Here is an 18,390-nt window from a genome sequence, read left to right as displayed (position 1 = left end):
CGCTGCGCAAGGCACCCCATCGACGTGTGCGTCATACGCGCTGGTCGTTGATCAGCGGTGCACCAGCAGCGTGCCCCAGTGCACAGGGCATCGGGTGCTCCGCGCAGCGAAATAAAGGAGGAGGCTGCAGGCCGGGGGACATTCGCGGAGGGGAGTACCCGGTGGCCTTTGCACTCGCCCAGGACGCAACTGACAAAATCACAAGATGACCTCACAAATGACAGCCCTGACCGATGCGCTCGTTGCAGCCCGCCGAAGCAACGCCCCCCTCGATGCCGCCCCCTGGACCGACGCGCTGCAAGACGCAACTCAGTCCTACGAAGTCCAGGACGCAGTAGCGGCTGCGCTCGGCTGGTTTGGTGACCGTGCCGTTCCGGCCCATTGGAAATCCGGCGGCGCCTCCAGAAGCGCGACGCTCACGCATGCGCCGCTGCCGCCACACGGCGTGCGCACGAGCCCGGCGGACTTCAGCGACTTGGTTTTTCACGCGCCCGGCATCGAAGCTGAGATCGCCCTGCGGCTCGGACAGGACGTGACACCCGCCATGGCCGCGAAGCTCGACCACCAAGACGCGGCTTCGCTGATCGATGCCATGGCGGTCTCGGTGGAAATCGTCGATTCGCGTTGGCAAGACCTGGCCGCTACGCCTCCATTGCTTCGCCTTGCCGACTCGCAAGTGCACGGCGCACTGGTTCTCGGCGAATGGCAGCCTTATGCGGCCGTCGATTGGGCTTCGCAACGCTGTGAAACCAAAGTCGGCAATGCGGAAACCGTGGTGCGCGAAGGCACCCATCCGCTGGGCGATCCCGCATGGTTGCTGCCCATCTGGCTGCGCCACATCACGCGCCATGGGCAAAGCGCGCCGGCCGGCACTGTGGTTACTACGGGTTCGTGGGTCGGCATCGTGCCTTGCCGTCGCGGCGATCAGGTAACCGCGGAATTTGCGGGCATCGGCTCGGTTCGCTTGATCGTGTAGCGCCCTCCTCCCACGCCCGAGCACGCCACCAGAAAGTCGAGCACCGCGCGCACGCGTGCTGGCAAGGTGCCGGCCTTGCCGATGTACACCGCGTGGATCGGCTCCACCTCGGCGGGGTTGAATTCCTGCAGCAGCGGCACCAGCCGGCCCGCATCGATGTCGTGCTGGATGTGATACAGCGACAGCCGCGCCACGCCCGCGCCCGCAATCGCCAACTGCCGCAAGGTTTCGCCGTCGCCCGCGCGCACCGGCCCGGCCACGGGCAGCGAGATCATTCGCCCATCGACACGCAACGGCCAATCAGGCGTATTGCGCCGGTAGCTCCAGCCCAACCTGTTGTGCGCTTCCAGTTCCTGCGGCGTGTGCGGTGTGCCGTACTTTGCAAGATAGTCGGGCGAGGCCACGATGGCCTGGCTGGTTTCGCCGAGGCGCCGCGCCACCAGGTCTGAGGGCGGCAACTGCCCCCAGCGGATCGCGATGTCCGCGCGCTCGTCCATCAGGTCGACGATGCGGTCGGTCAGTGCAATGTCCAGCGTGATTTGCGGATGCAGCTCGAGCAGCCTGGGCACCAGCGGCACCAGCTTGTGGTGCCCGAAAGACACGCTCGCGTTGATGCTCACCCGCCCGCGCGGCGCGGCGCCCGCGGCGGCGCAGCGCTCGGCCTCATCCATGTCAGCCAGCACGCGCGTGCTGCGCTCGTAGAAATGCAGGCCTTCGGGCGTAAGCTGCAGTTTGCGCGTGGAGCGGTGCACCAGCTGAATGCCAAGCCGCAGTTCGAGCCGCGCGACGAGCTTGCTTACCGCGGAAGGTGTCATGTCGAGCAGGCGCGCCGCGGCGGAAAAGCCGCCGGATTCGACCACCTGTACGAAGGCCTCCATTTCACCGGAGCGGTTCACATCGATACGCGGCATGGCGGCTCCTCGGCTTTCAGCTGTGACTTCAATTCACAAGTCTATGTACAGCCGGCATTCTAGTCATCCATGGGGATAACCCGCACAGTAGAGCCATCATGCCAATTGCTCTACTCGCCCTTACCGCCGGTGCCTTCGGAATAGGCACCACCGAATTCGTCATCATGGGCCTGCTCATGCAGGTCTCGGCGGATCTTCATGTCTCCATCACCGCCGCCGGCTTGCTGATCTCGGGCTATGCGCTCGGCGTTGCGGTCGGCGCGCCCATGCTCACCATTGCCACCCGCAAGCTGCCGCGCAAGACCGTGCTGCTGGCGCTGATGGCGATCTTCACGCTCGGCAACCTGGCCTGCGCGCTCGCGCCCAACTACGAGCTGTTGATGGCCGCGCGCGTCGTCACCTCGCTCGCGCATGGCACCTTCTTCGGCGTGGGCTCGGTGGTGGCCACGGGCCTTGTGGCGCCGGAGCGCCGCGCCTCGGCCATTGCCATCATGTTCACCGGCCTTACGGCCGCCACGCTGCTTGGCGTGCCGGCGGGTGCATGGCTCGGCCTGCAGTACGGATGGCGCGCCACCTTCTGGGCCGTGACGCTGATTGGCGTGCTGGCGTTTGCGGTGCTCTCGATCTTCGTGCCCCGCGTCAAGGGCGAGGCCAAGCCGGCGCCGCTGCGCGACGAGCTTGCGGTGCTCGCAAGGCCCCAAGTGCTGCTGGGGCTGGCGATGACGGTGCTCGGCTTTGCGGGCGTGTTCGTGGTGTTCACCTACATCCAGCCCTTGCTGACGCAAGTCACCGGCCTGCCGGAATCGGCCGTGTCGCCAATCCTGCTGGTGTTCGGCGGCGGCCTTGCGGTGGGCAACATCCTGGGCGGCAAGCTGGCCGACCGCGCAACGATGCCTGCCGTGATTGGCACGCTGGTGGCACTGGCCGCGGTGCTCGGTGCGATGCAGTTCACCATTGGCACGCCATTCACCGCCGTGGTGTTCGTCGGCCTGCTCGGCATCGCTTCTTTCGCGACGGTGGCGCCGATGCAGCTGCGCGTACTCGAGAAGGCCTCGGGCGCAGGCCAGAACCTGGCGTCGAGCCTGAACATCGCGGCCTTCAACCTGGGCAATGCGCTCGGCGCATGGGCGGGCGGCGCAGTCATCGACCACGGCCCTGGCCTGCGCTCTCTCGGCTGGGTGGCTGCGCTGCTCACGCTGGTGGGCCTGGCGATCGCGCTCTGGAGCCGGTCGCTCGACCGGCGCGAGAGCAACAACAGCGCTCCGGCCGACTGCGCCTCGTCGGCACAAGCCTGAAAACACTACTCAACAACAAATCCAAGGACACCATCATGGAACAACGCTTTCTCGGCCGCTCCGGCTTCAAGGTCCCGGCACTCGGCTTCGGCGCCGGCACTTTCGGCGGACAAGGCCCGCTTTTCAGCGCCTGGGGCAACACCGACGTGGAAGGCGCGCGCGGCATCGTCGACCTGGCGCTCGATGCGGGCGTGACGCTGTTCGACACGGCCGACGTGTATTCGAACGGCGCGTCCGAATCGATACTCGGTGCCGCACTCAAGGGCCGGCGCGACAAGGCGATCATCTCGACCAAGCTCTCGCTGCGCGTAGGCGACGGGCCGAACGACGTCGGCGCCTCGCGCCACCACCTGATCGCCGCAACGGAGGCCGCGCTCAAGCGCCTGGACACCGACTACATCGACATCCTGCAGCTGCACGCTTTCGATGCGATGACGCCGGTCGAGATGGTGCTCGACACGCTCGACGACCTGGTGCGCGCGGGCAAGGTGCGGCTCATCGGCGCATCGAACTTCTCGGGCTGGCAGCTGATGAAATCGCTCTCGGCCTCCGACCGACTGGGGCTGCAGCGCTTCGTGGCCAACCAGACCTACTACTCGCTGATCGGCCGCGACTACGAATTCGAGCTGATGCCGCTCGGCATCGATCAGGGCCTGGGCGCCATCGTCTGGAGCCCGCTGGGTTGGGGCCGCCTCACGGGCAAGGTGCGGCGCGGCCAGCCGCTACCCGTTGGCAGCCGCCTGCATGAAACCGCCGGCTTCGCGCCGCCCGTGGACGACGAGCGCCTGTACCGCGTGGTCGATGCAATGGACCAGGTGGCCGAGGAAACCGGCAAGACCGTGCCGCAGATCGCGCTCAACTGGCTGCTGCAGCGGCCCACCGTGTCGAGCGTGCTGATCGGTGCTCGCAACGCAGAGCAGTTCAACCAGAACCTTGGCGCACTTGGCTGGCAGCTCAGCGCGGAGCAGATCAAGCGGCTCGATGCGGCCAGCGCCGTGACGCCGCCCTACCCTTACTACCCGTACTGGAACGGGCAGTTTGCAGAGCGCAGCCCTGTGGCGGTATGAGCCGGCCGAGGTAGATGAACGCCTAGACCAGCGCGGCGTCGGCAGAGCGCTCGCTCGCCAGAGCTCCGCCAAGTTGGTCCACCAGCCGGTCGACTTCCTGCTCGGCCTTGCGAAGCGATTGCGCGAGCTCCTCGCCGCCGAATTCGTCGGACTCCACCGCCGCCTCGTACACATCGGTAATGCCGATGTAGCCGAACACGGAACGCACCGAGCTCTCGGTATGGTTCAGGTGCGCGATGCGTCCGCCCGGGCCATAGCCGTGATCGCCGCGCGCACCGAGCAGCACCATGCGCTTGCCCGCATCCGCGAGCATCGGCCAGTACGGCACGGCGCCGCGCGCACGGTCGAAACCAAAGGTGCGGCCCACACGCACGATGTTGTCGATGTAGGCCTTGAACTGCGCGGGCACGCTGAAGTTGTACATCGGCAAGCCCACAACAATCACGTCGGCGGCAATCAGCTGGTCGACGAGCCGGTCGCTCTCTGCCAGTGCCTCGGCCATCCAGGGCTCGCGCTCGGCGGGCGGTGTGAACGCTGCATGAATCCAGCGGCCGTTGACGTGTGCCGGCGGATGCTGGCCCACGTCGAGGTAGTCGATGCGGTCGCCCGGGCGGGCCTGGCGCCAACGCTCGACAAAGCGCGCGGAGAGCCGGCGCGTGTGCGAGCCGTGAGGGTCGATGCCGGAAAGCCCGGGACGGGCGCTGGTGTCGATATGGAGAAGATTCATGGTCGTCAATGAGTGAGTTGATCTGTTCTGTCTGGTGCGTTCAAAATGACTGCACGGGCCTCTAATCTAGAGACGAAACCAGACTCCTACAAACGATCATTTCTCCATCGATGAACGAAATCAGCTCACCTGTTCGCCGGCCGCGCAGCCTGCCGCCGCTGCTCTCGCTGCGCGCATTCGAAGCGGCGGCCGCGCATTTGAGCTTTCAGCGCGCGGCGCACGAGCTTTCCGTAACGCCTTCGGCCATCAGCCACCAGGTGCGCGCGCTCGAAGACACGCTCGGCCGGCCGCTGTTTCGCCGGCTCACGCGGCAGCTGGCTTTGACACTCGCGGGCCAGCGGCTTTTCGACGACTTGCGCACGGGCTTCGACGCGCTTGAAGCCGGAATCGAAAGACTGCGCCAGCCTGCGGCAATGCAGGCCGTCACGCTCACCACCAACACCGCGTTCGCCGCCCGCTGGGTGCTGCCGCGCATGGCCGGCTTTCGCAAGGCATGCCCCGGTATCGAACTGCGGCTGCACGCCAGCGATACGCTCGTCGACCTGGCGCGTGGCGATGCCGACATTGCCGTGCGTTCGGGCAGCGGCAATTGGCCCGGCCTCGTGGTGAGCGAATTGATGGCCGAGCAATACGCGCCGCTGTGCAGCCCGATGCTCGGCCTGAAGCGCGTGAGCGATTTGCCGAAGCACCAGCTGATTCACGCCGATTGGCAGCCCGGCGCCGCTGCGCCCGCAACCTGGCCCAGATGGTTTCGCGAGGCCGGCATTGCGCCGCCCCGTGGCCGATCGATGAAGGCTGCGGGCCTCTCTTTCTCCGACGAAACCCACGCCATCCTCGCCGCACTCGCAGGCCATGGCGTGGCGTTGCTCAGCCTCACGCTAGCGGCCGAAGAGCTGCGCAGCGGCGCGTTGGTGCAGCCCTTCGGGCCGGCGCTGGACACCGGAAGCTACTTTCTCGCGACGGCGCAGGGACGCGAAAATGAACCGGCGATTCGCGGCGTCTGGGACTGGATCGCATCGCAGCCCGCGACCGCTGCTTGATGCAGCCTCACATACCTGAAAGGCACCCAAGTTGAAGAACATGAACGTCGCACTGGCACGCCTTCTTCACGGCGTTGTCGCACTCGCCGCGCTGGCGGGCATCGGCCTCGAACTCGCAGCAGCAATCACCGGTGGCGCGGGAGCCGCCCCGACGCACCTCGAGCGCTTCGTGCGGCTCTTCAGCTACTTCACCATCGACGCAAACATCCTCATCGGCGGCGTGAGCGCCCTGCTCGCTTTTCGTCCCGCGCACGATGGCCGACTGTTCCGTCCGCTGCGGTTGACCGCCGTCTTGAGCATTGCCGTGACGGGCATCGTCTTCCACACCGTGCTCACCGGGCTGCGCGAGTTGACGCCGTCCGGGCAGCTGGCCAACTTTCTGCTGCACACCGTGACACCGGTCGTCGCGGTGCTCGGCTGGTTGCTCGTCGGCCCGCGGCCGCGCATCGACGGCGGCACCATCGGTCTTTCGGTACTGCTGCCGCTGGCATGGATCGTCTACACCTTTGCGCGCGGTGCGTTCGTCAGCTGGTATCCGTATCCGTTCATGGATGTCGGTGCGCTGGGGTTCGGGCGCGCGGTGCTCAACTCGGCGGTGGTTGCCGTGATCTTCCTGGCCATGGCATTCGGCTTGCGGCTGCTGGAGAAGCAGCTTCCTTCAGCGCCGGCGGCCTGAAAGCTTTCAGCGCAGCGGCAGCTCGATGCAGCCTGCAAGCGGCACCGCGGTGACGCGCTCGCTGCTCGCAACGACCACGGCTCGGCCGGGCTGCGCAGCGCGCCGGACCAGCGCATTCCACAGGTGATGAATCGATCGGGCATCGAGTGCACCCGTAGGCTCGTCGAGCAGCACCAGCGGACGTCCCGATGCCAGTGCTGCCGCCAGCCACACCTTGCGCTTCGAGCCGGTCGAGAGCATGTACATCGGTTTCTCGAGATGCGGGGTCAGTGCAAAGCCTTCGACGAGGGCTTGCCATGAAGCCTCATCGAAACCCGCATCACCTTCGCTGAGCGTTGCCGTGCATGCGTGGGCGGTGACCTGGTCGAAGGCTTCCGTCGTTGGGTCGCAGAAGAAGACGTTCTGGCGATAGGCATGGGGTGCGAGGTCGAGCCGCGCGCCCACTGCCGTCAGCCGCCCGGTCGCAGCCAGCGCGCCGGCCATCACGCGAAGCAAGGTGGACTTTCCGGTGCCGGTGTCGCCATACAGCAGCGTGACGCCCTCCCCAATGGCCACGGACCAACCGGACGCCAGCGCGGGCTGGTCCGGATATGCGAAGCCCAGGTCCTGAAGTTGAAGGATCGAGAGAGAAGTCGAAGGATTCATGCCCCGGTTGTAGCCGCAAACGATCAAGCCGCCCGCAACTGCTCCCGCAGCTTCTGCCCGATCTCGGGCCGCTCGAGAAACGGATCCGCCGGATTCTTGACGGCGACGATGTTCTCCATGCGGCTGCGCACATTGCCCAGCGCCTTCGGATGGCTGAACACGTAGAACTGGTTGTCGCTGATGGCCTCGAACACCTTCGCCGCCACCTCGGCCGCCGTGATCTTGCCGCTGCTCACCGCCTTGTTGCTCATGGCCTGGCCGATGAGTTGGCTCTTGGTGAGCTCGGTTTCCTTGGGAGCATTCGGGCGGTTGCGCTCGCTGCTCGTGATGCCCGTGGGCACGAAATACGGGCACAGCAGGCTCGCGCCGATCTGGTCGGTGACCAGGTTCAGGTCTTGGTAGAGCGTTTCGGTCAGGCTCACCACAGCCGCCTTGGCGGCGTTGTAAATGCCCATGTTGGGCGGCGTGAGCAACCCCGCCATGCTGGCCGTATTGGTGATGTGGCCGCGGTAGCCCGGGTCCTTGGCGGCGGCTTCGAGCATCATCGGCGTGAACAGGCGCACGCCGTGAATCACGCCCCACAAGTCGACGCCCAGCACCCACTCCCAGTCGGCCACGGTGTTTTCCCACACCAGGCCGCCCGCGCCCACGCCCGCGTTGTTGAACACGAAGTGCGGCGCACCGAAGCGCTCTTTCACCGCAAGGGCGAGCGCCTCCATCTGCGCGGCATCAGACACGTCGACCTTGCGGGCCAGCACCTGCGCGCCGGCAGCTTCCATCTCGGCCTGGGCCTTGTCGAGCGCATCTTGTTGCACGTCGACCAACACCAGGTTCATGCCGCGCGCGGCCCCGATGCGTGCGCACTCCAGCCCGAAGCCCGAACCCGCGCCGGTGAGTACGGCCGTCTTGCCCTTGAAGTCCTGAATCATTTGCCGCTGTCCTTCTTGCGTTGAAAGTTTGTCTCTGACTGACGTTGGTGCAGCAATTGAAATACGAAAAGCGCCGCGGCGCAGTCACGAAGGTGCCCCGCGCGAGAAGCTTTCAGGCTTCGGCTTGCTTCAGCACGTAGCCGATGCGCGGAAAATGCACGTGCACCGTGCCTACGCGCTCGTGGCTGCGCTCCAGCGTGTAGTGCGTGCGCGTGGCGGCCACCAGCGTGCCGGGTGTTTCCTCGAGGCCGAAGCTCTCGGCGCGGACCGTGACGGCGCTTCCCAGCGGAATACCGTGGTCGTCCTGAAAGGTGCTGTCAGTCAGCAGCGTGTGCGGCGTTGCGGCCTTGGCGACGGCAATGGCTTCGTCCGGGTTCGACTTTTCGGGCGCGCCGTGGCCGATGGCTGCCATGCGGTCCATCCAGTCGACCACCGCGGGCGTGAGGTCGAGAATGCCCCGCACCGAGTCGATGCGGCGCGTGTACCAGAGCGGGTGGTACGCCGAAAAGTCGGCAATGCACGGCGCTTCGCCCAGCAGGTAGGGCTTGTCGTCGAGCATGTCGGAAAGGCGGCGCAGGTAAGACTTGTACGCACTCGTCGCGTCGGCCGGGCGCAGCCGCGTCATGTTGCCCGTGCTCATCTTCGCGCGGTCTTCGCCGAAGGCCTTGGCGGCTTCGGGCGGCGCCTTGGCAAACACCTCGGCCACGCCGCGTGGCTGCAGGTTCCAGGCCATTGCGGCCCAGAACAGCGTGGTGTCGGCCCACTGCGAGAGGATGCGCGACATGCCCTTTTCGGGCTCCGGGTAGAGCGTCGCCTCGGGCTGGAGATGTTCCAGCACATCGGCGATGAGTGCGCTGTCGCAGTAGATGTCGGCGCCGATCTGCAGGAACGGCGTCTTGCGATAACCGCCGGTGAGTATTCCCACCTCGGGCTTGGGCATGATGGCCGGAATGAGGACGGACTTCCACGGCAGCTTCTTGGCGCCGAGGATGAGCCGCACCTTCTCGGAAAACGGCGAAGTGTTGAAGTGGTGCAGGATGAGTTCGGCCATCGGCGTCCTTGTGTTCTTTCTTTGAATTGTTCGGGGGATCTGCGATCAACGAGGGCTGGCGCGCTCGATGATCGAATCGAAATCGGTGCCCGCGCCCAGCGTGCCGAATGCGTTGCCCCAATCGCCGCCCAGGCGCGATGCGCAGAACGCGCCTACAACCGCGGGCGGCGCGGTCTGCGCAAGCAACGCAGCTTGCACCGCCAGGGCCACGTCCTGTGCCAGACGGCGCGCCTCGGTTTCGGAGGCCATTGCCTCGATGCGTGCAGGCAGCGCTTCGGCCAGCCGGTCGAGCGCGGCGTGCTGGCCGCGTGCGGGCGCCAGCTCTTTGGCGAGAGCCGCCACCGCATCGCCCTTGCGCAGGCCGCGCAGCATGTCGAGCGCCATGATGTTGCCCGCGCCTTCCCAGATCGAGTTGAGCGGCATCTCGCGGTAGATGCGGGCCATGGTGCCTTCGCCGCCCTCCTCCACATAGCCGTTGCCGCCCAGGCATTCCATGGTCTCTTGCGCAAAGTGGCTGCCGCGCTTGCAGATCCAGAACTTGGCGACCGGTGTGAGCAGCCGCGCCATCAGGCGTTCGTGTTCGTCGTCCTGCCGGTCGAATGCGCGGGCGAGGCGGATGGCGAGCGCGGTAGAGGCTTCGCTTTCGAGTGCAAGATCCGCCAGCACATTCTTCATGAGCGGCTGCTCCACAAGCGGCTTGCCGAAGGCGTTGCGCTGCACGGTGTGGTTGATGGCCAGGCTCAGCGCCTGGCGCATGAGGCCGCTGGTGCCCAGTGCGCAGTCGAGCCGCGTCATGGTGCCCATCTCGAGGATCTGCGGAATGCCGCGCCCCTCTTCGCCTACCAGCCATGCACTGGCGCCATGGAACTCGACCTCCGAGCTCGCATTGGCCTTGTTGCCGAGCTTGTCCTTCAGGCGCTGGATGTGAATGGCGTTGCGGGCGCCATCCCCCATCCATTTCGGCAACACGCGAGGCAGGAAGAAGCAGCTCAGCCCGGCAGGCGCCTGCGCCAGCACCAGGAAGGCATCGCACATCGGCGCCGAGAAGAACCATTTGTGGCCGGTGATCGCATAGCGCTCGCCCCAGGCATCGCTGCCCTCGCGCACGGCACTTGTGGTGTTGGCCCGCACGTCCGAGCCGCCCTGCTTCTCGGTCATGCCCATGCCCATGGTCACGCCGGGCTTGTCCTTGAACGACTTGAGCGCGGGGTCGTACCAAAGGCTGCCGAGCTTGGGCCCCCAGTCGGCATACACCTCCGCATTGCTGCGCAGTGCGGGCGTTGCGGCGTAGGTCATCGAAATGGGGCAAAGAACCGACGATTCCAGCTCGGTGAAGAGCATGAAGCCCGCCGCCCGCTGCACGTGCGGCGAGGCGGAAGTGCCGGTCCACGGCGTGCCGTGCAGGCCCGCGCCGACGGCGGCCTTCATCAGCGCGTGGTAGCTGGGGTGAAACTCCACCTCGTCGATGCGCCGGCCGAAGCGGTCGTGCGTATGCAGCTCGGGCGTATGGGTGTTGGCAAGACGGGCATGCGTCTGCATGTCGGCCGAGCCGACGGCGGCGCCCAGTTCATGCAGCTGCGCCAGCTGGAGCGCAGGCGCGTTGAACTGCAACGCATCGCGCAGGGGCCTGTTGGTTTCGAAGAGGTTGCAGTCCACCAGCGGCGCGGGCTGGTTGAACACCTCGTGCGTTCCAGCATTCTTCATACAGAACCTCCGAGAAGTCAGTTCCAGAAAAACCGCGGCACCGGGTTTGCCGGGCCGCTGGCGTGGCCCCGGCAGCCTAGATCAACTTGACCAGTTGCTTGCCGAAATTCTTGCCCTTGAGCAAACCCAGGAAGGCCTCAGGGGCGGATTCGATGCCCTGCGCCACCGACTCGCGTGGCTTGAGCTTGCCGGTGGCCACCAGCGTGCCGAGCTCGGTCAATGCCTCCGGCCACACTTCCATGTGCTCGCTCACGATGAAGCCTTCGATCTTCATGCGGTTGATGAGGATGAGCGCCGGGTTGGCCAGCGGCAGCGGCTGGCCGTCGTAGCCCGCGATCATTCCGCACAGCGCAACGCGAGAGAAGGCATTCGCGCGCAGCAGCACGGCGTCGAAGATATAGCCGCCCACGTTCTCGAAGTAGCCGTCGATGCCGTTCGGGCAGGCTTCCTTGAGCGCGGCGCTCATGCTCTTCACATCAGGGTGCTGGCGGTAGTCGATGCAGGCGTCGAAGCCCAGCTCTTCGGTCACGTACTTGCACTTGTCGGGGCCGCCCGCAATGCCGACCACCCGGCAGCCGCGCGCCTTGGCTAGCGCGCCGAATGCGCTGCCCACCGCGCCGCTGGCCGCGGTAACCACCATCGTCTCGCCGGCCTTTGGGGCAATGATCTTCACCAACCCATACCAGGCCGTGACGCCCGGCATGCCAACCGCGCCGAGGTAGTGCGACAGCGGCACGTGCGTGGTGTCGACCTTCTTCAGCGCGCCGGGCTGCGATGCATCGACCACGCTGTATTCCTGCCAGCCGCCAAAGCCCACCACCTTGTCGCCGGGGGCGAACTTGGGGTGCTTGCTTTCCACCACTTCACCGGCGGTGCCGCCCTGCATCACCTGGCCGAGCGGCTGCGGCTGCGCATAGCTCTTGGAGTCGTTCATGCGGCCGCGCATGTACGGGTCCAGGCTCATGTAGTGGTGGCGCACCAGCACCTGGTTCTCGGCCAGCGCAGGCGTTTCGGCGGTCACGAGCTTGAAGTTGCTGGCAACGGCTTCGCCATCGGGGCGGTTGTCGAGGTGGATCTGCTTGTTGGTGGGCATGTATGGCTCCTGGAGATTCGTTTCGGTGGTCGGTCAGTCGGTCGAGGGCGGGCGCATCGCGTTCGCGCTGGCGGGCCCTGTGGGCAGGCGTCGCTTCACGTACTTGAAGGTGCCGGTGGCATGGGCGCACACGCGCTCCTGCTCGTCGTAGATCTTGGCCTCGGTAAAAGCCAGCGTCGCGGTGCGATGAATGAGCGTGCCGCGCGCGTGCAAGGGGCCGACCGAAGGCTGCATGAAGCTGGTCTTCATCTCGATGGTGACCACGCCAGTCTCGGGTGCCACGCTGCGCGCCGCGGCCGCCATGGTGATGTCGAGCAGCGTCATGCAGGCGCCGCCATGGGTCACGTCGAAGGTGTTCAGGTGCTCGGGCTTGGCGGTGTAGACGATCTCGGATTCGCCGCCTTCGAACTTGGTGAGCTCGAAGCCCAGGTGGCGCGCGAAGGGAATCTGGCTCGTGTACGAGCGGATGTTGATGTCGGTGGAGTCTTCAGTCATTGCGTACCAAGCTTACGCACCCAGCACCACGCTCACACCGCCGTCCACCGCGAGCCACTGCCCGGTGATGTGCTTGCCGGCATCGCTCGCGTACAGCAGCGTCAGGCCCTTCAGGTCTTCTTCGTCGCCCAGCCGGCCAAGCGGCGCATGCGAGGCCATCTTTTCCTCGCCTAGCGATTTGATCAGCCCGGCGGCCATCTTCGTCATGAAGAAGCCGGGGCAGATCGCGTTCACGTTGATGTTGTACTTGCCCCATTCGGCGGCCAGCGTGCGCGTGAAGCCGATCACCGCCGTCTTCGAGGTGTTGTAGGCCAGCGTCTGCATCTCGGGCGGGTTGCCGTTCAGGCCGGCGATGGATGCAATGTTGATGATGCGGCCCGTTTTCTTGGGGATCATGTAGCCGTTGGCGACATGCTGCGACAGGATGAAATAGCCGCGCACGTTGAGGTTCATCACCTTGTCCCACGCCTCGACCGGATGGCTCTCGGCCGGCGCGCCCCAGCTGGCACCCGCGTTGTTCACGAGGATGTCGATGGCGCCCATGCGCTGCAGCGTTTCGTCCGCCAGGCGGCGCGTGTCTTCTTCCTTGGAACAATCGGCGGCAATCCAGCGCGCATCGATGCCAGCGGATTGCAGCTCGGCCGCGGCCTGCTCCAGGTCTTCGGCCTTGCGGGAGCTGAGCATGATCTTCGCGCCCGCCTCGCCCAGCGCATGCGCCATTTGCAGGCCAAGGCCGCGCGAGCCGCCGGTAATGAGGGCGGTCTTGCCGGTGAGGTCGAACAGCTGCTTGGTGGTGCGAGGGGTCATTGGGTGTCTCCGATATTCAGGATGTTCAGAAGAGATGCGTGCTACTTGTCGCCCAGGCGCGAGCGCACGTAGATGAGCACGACGCCCATAAGCGCGACCACCCCGCCAGGAATGGCCATCGACCAGCCGAGCGCGGGCTCGGTGCGGCCGGTGGCAATGCCCAGAATCACGAGAAACAGGCCGCCGTAGATCAGGATCCATATCCACTTTTCCAGCCGCGCGTGCGGCTTGGGTGGCTTGGCGGGGTTGGGGGTGTTGTTGTTTGGGGCGGCGTTGGCCATTATCAAAAAGCTTCCTCTGGCAATGCTGTACAGGTGGGATCGCGGCTTTCGACCACGTTGAGCCAGGCGCCGATTTTCGGCAGCTCGTAGTGGAAGAAATAGTCCGTGGCTCCAATCTTGCCAGCTGTTACCGCCCTCGCCTTTTGCGCGTCGATCTCGAGTGCCCGCTGCGCCACGTCCAGCCAGATCCAGGCCAGCACGGTGTGGCCGAACGCCTGCATGTATGGCACCGCATTGGCCAGCGCATCGGCCGGGTCGCCGGTGGACCAGGCAGCCTCGGTCGCGCTGCCGATGCGCTGCAAGGCCACCTTCAGGGTCTTGGCATGCGCCGCGAGCGCCGGCACCTCGGCCGCGCGGCCGATGGTGTCGGTGATGCGGCCGGCCAGCAGCTGCAGGCCACGGCCTTTTTCCATCAGCACCTTGCGGCCCAGCAGGTCGGCCGCCTGGATGCCGTGCGTGCCCTCGTGGATCATGTTCAGACGGTTGTCGCGCCAGTATTGCTCCACCGGAAAGTCGCGCGTGTATCCGTAGCCGCCGTGCACCTGAATGGCCAGCGAGTTGGCCTCAAGGCACCATTCGCTGGGCCAGCTCTTGGCAATGGGCGTGAGCACCTCGAGCAACAGGCGCGCGTCGTCCGCGGCCTGCGCGTTGCCTGTTTTCTGCTCGTCGACCAGACGGGCGCAGTACAGCTCCAGCGCCAGGGCGCCTTCGCAATACGCCTTCTGCGCGAGCAGCATGCGGCGCACGTCGGCGTGCTCGATGATGCGCACCTGCGGGCTGGCCGAATCTTTTGCGACTGCGGTGCCGGGCTGTTCGGCTTTTTTCACGAGCCGGCCCTGCGGCCGGGTCTTCGCATATTCGAGCGAGGCGTAGTAACCGGCCATGCCGAGCATGGTGGCCGCAGTGCCGACACCGATGCGCGCCTCGTTCATCATGTGGAACATGCAGTGCAGGCCCTTGCCGGGCTCGCCGACCAGGTAACCCACCGCACCCGCCTTGCCGCCGACGGGGTACTTGCCCTCGCCGAAGTTCAGCAGCGTGTTGGTGGTGCCGCGCCAGCCCAGCTTGTGGTTGAGGCCTGCGAGAGCCACGTCGTTGCGCTCGCCGGTCAGCTCGCCCTTTGTGTTCACCATGCGCTTGGGCACGATGAACAGCGAGATGCCGCGCGTGCCCGGCACCAGCTTGCCGTTGGCATCCGGAATCTTGGCAAGCACGATGTGCACGATGTTCTCGGTCAGCTCGTGGTCGCCGGCGGAGATCCACATCTTGTTGCCCGTGAGCCGGTAGCGTGGCCCCAGCGGATCGTTCTGGTAGTCATCGCCATCGGGCACGGCGCGCGTGGCCACGTCGCTCAGCGAAGAACCGGCCTGCGGCTCCGACAGGCACATGGTGCCCGCCCAGCGGCCCGAAAATTCGTTCTTGGCGAACACCTCTTTCTGCATCTCGGTGCCGTGCACCATCAGCAGGTTGGCGTTGCCGCTCGTGAGCATGTTGGAGCCGATGCTCACCGATGCCATTGCGAAAAAACTGTTGGCCGCGGCCTGCAGCGTGTAGGGCAGCTGCATGCCGCCGATATCGTAGTCCTGCGCCGCGCTCATCATTCCGGATTCGACAAAAGCCTTGTGCGCATCGTGCGTGGCCTGCGGCAAGACGACCTTCTCGCCGTCGAAGTGCGGCTCCTGCGTGTCGACGATGCGATTGGCCGGCGCGTACTTTTCGCGCGCGATGCGTTCGCAGGTGTCGAGCACCGCGTCGAAGGTTTCGCGCGAATGGTCTGAAAAGCGCTCGCGCTGGCTCAGCGATTCCGCGTCGAGCCAGTCGTAGAGCAGGAAGTCGAGGGTGGGACGCAGGCTCATGATCGATCTCGGTGTGAATGGATGCGCGGGTTCGGTGCCAGGAACACCGCTGAACCGGCTCAGCCGGGCCGCCGGTGTCGCCCCCTGAGCGGGGCTGGCAAAGGCGGCGACGCGCTATGCGCCGCCGGCCAGAGGAGAGTCAGAGAACTTCAAACACGCCCGCGGCGCCCATGCCGCCGCCGATGCACATCGTGACCAGCACCTTCTTCGCGCCGCGGCGCTTGCCTTCGATGAGTGCGTGGCCCGTCAGGCGCTGTCCGCTCACGCCGTAGGGGTGGCCCACGGCGATGGCGCCGCCGTCCACGTTCAGGCGGTCGCCCGGAATGCCGAGCTTGTCGCGGCAGTAGATCACCTGCACGGCGAAGGCTTCGTTCAGTTCCCACAGGTCGATGTCGTTGACCGTGAGGCCCAGGCGCTTGAGCACCTTCGGAATGGCGAAGACGGGGCCGATGCCCATTTCGTCGGGTTCGCAGCCGGCCACGGCAAAGCCGAGGAAGCGGCCCAAGGGCTTCAGGCCCTTTTGCTGGGCGTACTTCTCGTCGACCACCACGCAGGCGCCGCCACCGTCGGAGAACTGGCTGGCGTTGCCGGCCGAGATGAGGCCGCCGGGCAGTGCCGGGCGGATGCCGCTGATGCCTTCCTTGGTGGTACCGGGGCGAATGCCTTCGTCGTTCTCGACCGTGACTTCCTTGGTGCGCAGGCCCAGCACGGGGTCGGCCACGCCGGCCAGCACGGTGATGGGCGCGATCTCGTCCTTGAAGCGGCCGGCTTCGAGCGCGGCGGTGGCCTTCTGCTGGCTGGCGGCGCCGTATTCGTCCATGGCGTCGCGGCCGATGTTGTAGCGCTTGGCAACCTGCTCGGCAGTCTGCAGCATGTTCCAGTAGATCTCGGGCTTGTGCTTTACCAGCCAGGGGTCGGCCAGCATGTGCTTGTTGGCTTCGTTCTGCACGCACGAAATGCTCTCGACGCCGCCGGCCACGTACACGTCGCCCTCGCCCGCAATGATGCGCTGGGCGGCGGTGGCAATGGTCTGCAGGCCCGACGAGCAGAAGCGGTTGATGGTCATGCCCGAGGTGGTCACGGGGCAGCCGGCGCGCAGCGCGATCTGGCGCGCAATGTTGGAGCCGGTGGCGCCTTCGGGCGTTGCGCAGCCCATGATCACGTCGTCGACTTCGGCGGCTTCGATACCGGCGCGCGAGATGGCGTGCTGCACCGCATGGCCGCCGAGCGTGGCGCCGTGCGTCATGTTGAAGGCACCCTTCCAGCTCTTGGCGAGCGGCGTGCGGGCAGTGGAAACGATGACGGCGCTGGTCATGGTGAGGTCCTTTGAAGATGGAAGGGAAAAGAAGTCGTGGTCGTCATTGCGCCGGCGCAGCGTTGGTGTTGCGCAGGAGCTGGTGATAGAAGCCGATCATCTCGCCGTAGTTGGAGATGGCGAGGCGTTCGTTGTTGCCGTGGAAGCGCGCCAGGTCTTCGCTCTTCATGCGGAACGGCGAAAAACGGTAGACGGCGTCGCTCACCAGGCTGAAGTGGCGCGAATCGGTGGCGGCCGTCATGAGGCCGGGCGCCACCACCACGTCGGGGAACGACTGTCGCACCGCCTGCTGGATGGCACGGTAGCCGGTGCTGTCGGTCGGCGACACGGGCGAAGGCTCGGAGTTGCCCGGGTAGCGCTTGATCTTGATCTCGTCGTTGCCGAGCGCCTTGCGCAAGTGCGCTTCCACGCTGTCGATCGTGTCGCCCGGCAGGATGCGGAAGTTGACCGCCGCCTCGGCCCGGCCGGGCAGCACGTTGTCCTTGTTGCCGGCGCGCACGATGGTGAGCGCAGTGGTCGTGCGCAGCATCGCGTTGCTGCTCGGGCTCTTCTGGAGCTGGCTGCGCACCAGCGGCTCTGTGAGCCACAGGTTGGAAAGCATCACGCGGTTGACGCCGCCCATCTCGGGCGCGAGCGCGCCGAACATCTGCGCCGCCACGCCCTGGATCGCGCCGGGCATCGGGTTGGCTTCGAGCCGGGCGAGCGCTGCGCTCATGCTGCCGATGGCGCTGTGCTGCGGCGGCATCGACGAATGGCCGGGGGCCGTGTCGAGCGAAAGAAAGAATGTGCCGTAGCCCTTCTCGGCCAGGCCGATGAGCGCAGCCGGCTTCGAAAGGCCGGGCAGCACGCCGTCAAGGATGAGCAAGCCTTCGTCGAGCACCCAATCGAGGCGCACATTGCGCGACTTGAGCAGTTCGGCAATCGGCCGCGCACCGCGCAGGCCGCTCACCTCTTCGTCGTCGCCCATCACGAGGTAGACGGTTTGCCTGGGCTTGAAGCCGCTAGCAATCAGCAGCTCGATGGCTTCCATCTGAGCGAACAGGTTGCTCTTGTTGTCGAGCGTGCCACGGCCCCAGACGAAGCCGTCCTTGATCTCGCCGGCGAAGGGGTCCACGGACCATGCCTTCTCGGTGCCCGGTGCGATCGGCACCATGTCCTGGTGCGCCATCAGCGCGATGGGTTTGGCCGCCGCGTCGGTGCCGGCCCATGTGTAGAGCAGCGCCTTCTGGCCCACCACTTCCTTCTTCAGGGTGGCGTGGACCTTGGGAAACTGCTGCTCCAGGTAGGCGTGCAGCTTGTCGAACTCGGCCAGGTTGGCAGCCGGATCGTCAAGGCTGGAAATGGTCCGGATCGGAATCGCGCCGGCCAGCCGCCTGGCGGCGGCCTGCAGGTCCATCTCGAGCTTGGGTGCGGGCGCCACCGCCAGCTGCTGCGATGGCGTGGTCCAGGTCTTGACCGCCACGGCTGCCACCAGCACCACAAGCACCAGCAGCAATCCGGCAAAGATGCGTTTCAACATGGG

18 protein-coding genes are annotated in these 18,390 nt (G+C 66.0%); 5 read left to right on the top strand and 13 right to left on the bottom strand.

All coding sequences use genetic code 11. From position 1 onward, the window contains the following. Positions 1–217: 217 nt before the first annotated feature. Positions 218–976, top strand: coding sequence for a fumarylacetoacetate hydrolase family protein (locus V9K97_RS02435; protein WP_337316019.1), 759 nt, complete (start codon positions 218–220; stop codon positions 974–976). Here V9K97_RS02435 and V9K97_RS02430 read toward each other — a convergent pair. Then, on the bottom strand, positions 925–1,887 hold the full coding sequence (locus V9K97_RS02430; protein WP_281150778.1) for a LysR substrate-binding domain-containing protein: 963 nt from the start codon (positions 1,885–1,887) through the stop codon (positions 925–927). The genes V9K97_RS02435 and V9K97_RS02430 overlap by 52 nt on opposite strands. A gap of 98 nt (positions 1,888–1,985) precedes the next feature. Here V9K97_RS02430 and V9K97_RS02425 point away from each other — a divergent pair, with 98 nt between their 5' ends. Beyond that, positions 1,986–3,182, top strand: a complete 1,197-nt coding sequence (locus V9K97_RS02425) for an MFS transporter (RefSeq protein WP_337316018.1) — start codon at positions 1,986–1,988, stop codon at positions 3,180–3,182. Between the two features lie 35 nt (positions 3,183–3,217). Beyond that, complete coding sequence (locus V9K97_RS02420) at positions 3,218–4,249, top strand: aldo/keto reductase (RefSeq protein ID WP_337316017.1); 1,032 nt, start codon at positions 3,218–3,220, stop codon at positions 4,247–4,249. 22 nt (positions 4,250–4,271) lie between these two features. On the opposite strand, the gene V9K97_RS02415 is transcribed toward V9K97_RS02420, so the two are convergent. After that, positions 4,272–4,976 carry an FMN-dependent NADH-azoreductase gene (locus V9K97_RS02415; RefSeq protein ID WP_443302401.1) on the bottom strand — a complete coding sequence of 235 codons (705 nt, stop codon included), beginning with the start codon at positions 4,974–4,976 and terminating at the stop codon, positions 4,272–4,274. Positions 4,977–5,086: 110 nt separating this feature from the next. Between V9K97_RS02415 and V9K97_RS02410 the strand changes: the two genes are divergently transcribed. Together V9K97_RS02410 and V9K97_RS02405 are read left to right on the top strand one after the other, a co-directional pair. Next, a complete protein-coding gene (locus tag V9K97_RS02410; protein ID WP_337316015.1) occupies positions 5,087–6,016 on the top strand; it encodes a LysR substrate-binding domain-containing protein in 930 nt (309 codons plus the stop codon). 40 nt (positions 6,017–6,056) lie between these two features. Further along, a complete protein-coding gene (locus V9K97_RS02405; protein ID WP_337316014.1) occupies positions 6,057–6,692 on the top strand; it encodes a Pr6Pr family membrane protein in 636 nt (211 codons plus the stop codon). A 6-nt stretch (positions 6,693–6,698) separates the two neighbouring features. Here V9K97_RS02405 and V9K97_RS02400 read toward each other — a convergent pair whose 3' ends face one another. From V9K97_RS02400 to V9K97_RS02350, 11 genes are all read right to left on the bottom strand, one after another. Further along, on the bottom strand, positions 6,699–7,337 hold the full coding sequence (locus V9K97_RS02400; protein WP_337316013.1) for an ABC transporter ATP-binding protein: 639 nt from the start codon (positions 7,335–7,337) through the stop codon (positions 6,699–6,701). A gap of 23 nt (positions 7,338–7,360) precedes the next feature. Continuing rightward, positions 7,361–8,266 carry an SDR family oxidoreductase gene (locus tag V9K97_RS02395; protein ID WP_258506111.1) on the bottom strand — a complete coding sequence of 302 codons (906 nt, stop codon included), beginning with the start codon at positions 8,264–8,266 and terminating at the stop codon, positions 7,361–7,363. Positions 8,267–8,378: 112 nt separating this feature from the next. Further along, positions 8,379–9,317 (bottom strand): glutathione S-transferase family protein, encoded by a 939-nt coding sequence (locus tag V9K97_RS02390; RefSeq protein WP_337316012.1) that lies wholly within the window; start codon positions 9,315–9,317, stop codon positions 8,379–8,381. Positions 9,318–9,362: 45 nt separating this feature from the next. Further along, on the bottom strand, positions 9,363–11,021 hold the full coding sequence (locus tag V9K97_RS02385; RefSeq protein WP_337316011.1) for an isovaleryl-CoA dehydrogenase: 1,659 nt from the start codon (positions 11,019–11,021) through the stop codon (positions 9,363–9,365). Between the two features lie 76 nt (positions 11,022–11,097). Further along, a complete protein-coding gene (locus tag V9K97_RS02380) occupies positions 11,098–12,114 on the bottom strand; it encodes an NADP-dependent oxidoreductase (RefSeq protein ID WP_337316010.1) in 1,017 nt (338 codons plus the stop codon). 33 nt (positions 12,115–12,147) lie between these two features. Beyond that, positions 12,148–12,609 carry a PaaI family thioesterase gene (locus tag V9K97_RS02375; protein ID WP_258506108.1) on the bottom strand — a complete coding sequence of 154 codons (462 nt, stop codon included), beginning with the start codon at positions 12,607–12,609 and terminating at the stop codon, positions 12,148–12,150. 12 nt (positions 12,610–12,621) lie between these two features. Next, positions 12,622–13,416: an SDR family oxidoreductase gene (locus V9K97_RS02370; RefSeq protein WP_309957095.1), complete on the bottom strand. Its 795-nt coding sequence runs from the start codon at positions 13,414–13,416 to the stop codon at positions 12,622–12,624. 41 nt (positions 13,417–13,457) lie between these two features. Beyond that, positions 13,458–13,697, bottom strand: coding sequence for a hypothetical protein (locus V9K97_RS02365; RefSeq protein ID WP_337316009.1), 240 nt, complete (start codon positions 13,695–13,697; stop codon positions 13,458–13,460). 2 nt (positions 13,698–13,699) lie between these two features. Further along, entirely contained in the window at positions 13,700–15,553 is a 1,854-nt protein-coding gene (locus V9K97_RS02360; RefSeq protein WP_337316008.1) for an acyl-CoA dehydrogenase, read from the bottom strand. Positions 15,554–15,692: 139 nt separating this feature from the next. Then, on the bottom strand, positions 15,693–16,868 hold the full coding sequence (locus tag V9K97_RS02355) for an acetyl-CoA C-acyltransferase (protein ID WP_258506104.1): 1,176 nt from the start codon (positions 16,866–16,868) through the stop codon (positions 15,693–15,695). 43 nt (positions 16,869–16,911) lie between these two features. Beyond that, positions 16,912–18,387, bottom strand: a complete 1,476-nt coding sequence (locus tag V9K97_RS02350) for a M20 family peptidase (RefSeq protein WP_337316007.1) — start codon at positions 18,385–18,387, stop codon at positions 16,912–16,914. Between the last annotated feature and the right edge of the window lie 3 nt (positions 18,388–18,390).

This window comes from Variovorax sp. CCNWLW186 (genome assembly GCF_037203865.1).
In the GTDB taxonomy this organism is placed as follows: Bacteria; Pseudomonadota; Gammaproteobacteria; order Burkholderiales; family Burkholderiaceae_C; genus Variovorax.
Note: the sequence above shows the minus strand (reverse complement) of the source record. Positions and strands in the feature narration are given on the sequence as shown.

Bases quoted from the DNA above. Each gene is read 5' to 3' on its own strand.
- V9K97_RS02435 (WP_337316019.1), top strand. From the start codon at position 218: ATGACAGCCCTGACCGATGCGCTCGTTGCAGCCCGCCGAAGCAACGCC.
- V9K97_RS02430 (WP_281150778.1), bottom strand. From the start codon at position 1,887: ATGCCGCGTATCGATGTGAACCGCTCCGGTGAAATGGAGGCCTTCGTA.
- V9K97_RS02425 (WP_337316018.1), top strand. From the start codon at position 1,986: ATGCCAATTGCTCTACTCGCCCTTACCGCCGGTGCCTTCGGAATAGGC.
- V9K97_RS02420 (WP_337316017.1), top strand. From the start codon at position 3,218: ATGGAACAACGCTTTCTCGGCCGCTCCGGCTTCAAGGTCCCGGCACTC.
- V9K97_RS02415 (WP_443302401.1), bottom strand. From the start codon at position 4,976: ATGAATCTTCTCCATATCGACACCAGCGCCCGTCCCGGGCTTTCCGGC.
- V9K97_RS02410 (WP_337316015.1), top strand. From the start codon at position 5,087: ATGAACGAAATCAGCTCACCTGTTCGCCGGCCGCGCAGCCTGCCGCCG.
- V9K97_RS02405 (WP_337316014.1), top strand. From the start codon at position 6,057: ATGAACGTCGCACTGGCACGCCTTCTTCACGGCGTTGTCGCACTCGCC.
- V9K97_RS02400 (WP_337316013.1), bottom strand. From the start codon at position 7,337: ATGAATCCTTCGACTTCTCTCTCGATCCTTCAACTTCAGGACCTGGGC.
- V9K97_RS02395 (WP_258506111.1), bottom strand. From the start codon at position 8,266: ATGATTCAGGACTTCAAGGGCAAGACGGCCGTACTCACCGGCGCGGGT.
- V9K97_RS02390 (WP_337316012.1), bottom strand. From the start codon at position 9,317: ATGGCCGAACTCATCCTGCACCACTTCAACACTTCGCCGTTTTCCGAG.
- V9K97_RS02385 (WP_337316011.1), bottom strand. From the start codon at position 11,021: ATGAAGAATGCTGGAACGCACGAGGTGTTCAACCAGCCCGCGCCGCTG.
- V9K97_RS02380 (WP_337316010.1), bottom strand. From the start codon at position 12,114: ATGCCCACCAACAAGCAGATCCACCTCGACAACCGCCCCGATGGCGAA.
- V9K97_RS02375 (WP_258506108.1), bottom strand. From the start codon at position 12,609: ATGACTGAAGACTCCACCGACATCAACATCCGCTCGTACACGAGCCAG.
- V9K97_RS02370 (WP_309957095.1), bottom strand. From the start codon at position 13,416: ATGACCCCTCGCACCACCAAGCAGCTGTTCGACCTCACCGGCAAGACC.
- V9K97_RS02365 (WP_337316009.1), bottom strand. From the start codon at position 13,697: ATGGCCAACGCCGCCCCAAACAACAACACCCCCAACCCCGCCAAGCCA.
- V9K97_RS02360 (WP_337316008.1), bottom strand. From the start codon at position 15,553: ATGAGCCTGCGTCCCACCCTCGACTTCCTGCTCTACGACTGGCTCGAC.
- V9K97_RS02355 (WP_258506104.1), bottom strand. From the start codon at position 16,868: ATGACCAGCGCCGTCATCGTTTCCACTGCCCGCACGCCGCTCGCCAAG.
- V9K97_RS02350 (WP_337316007.1), bottom strand. From the start codon at position 18,387: ATGTTGAAACGCATCTTTGCCGGATTGCTGCTGGTGCTTGTGGTGCTG.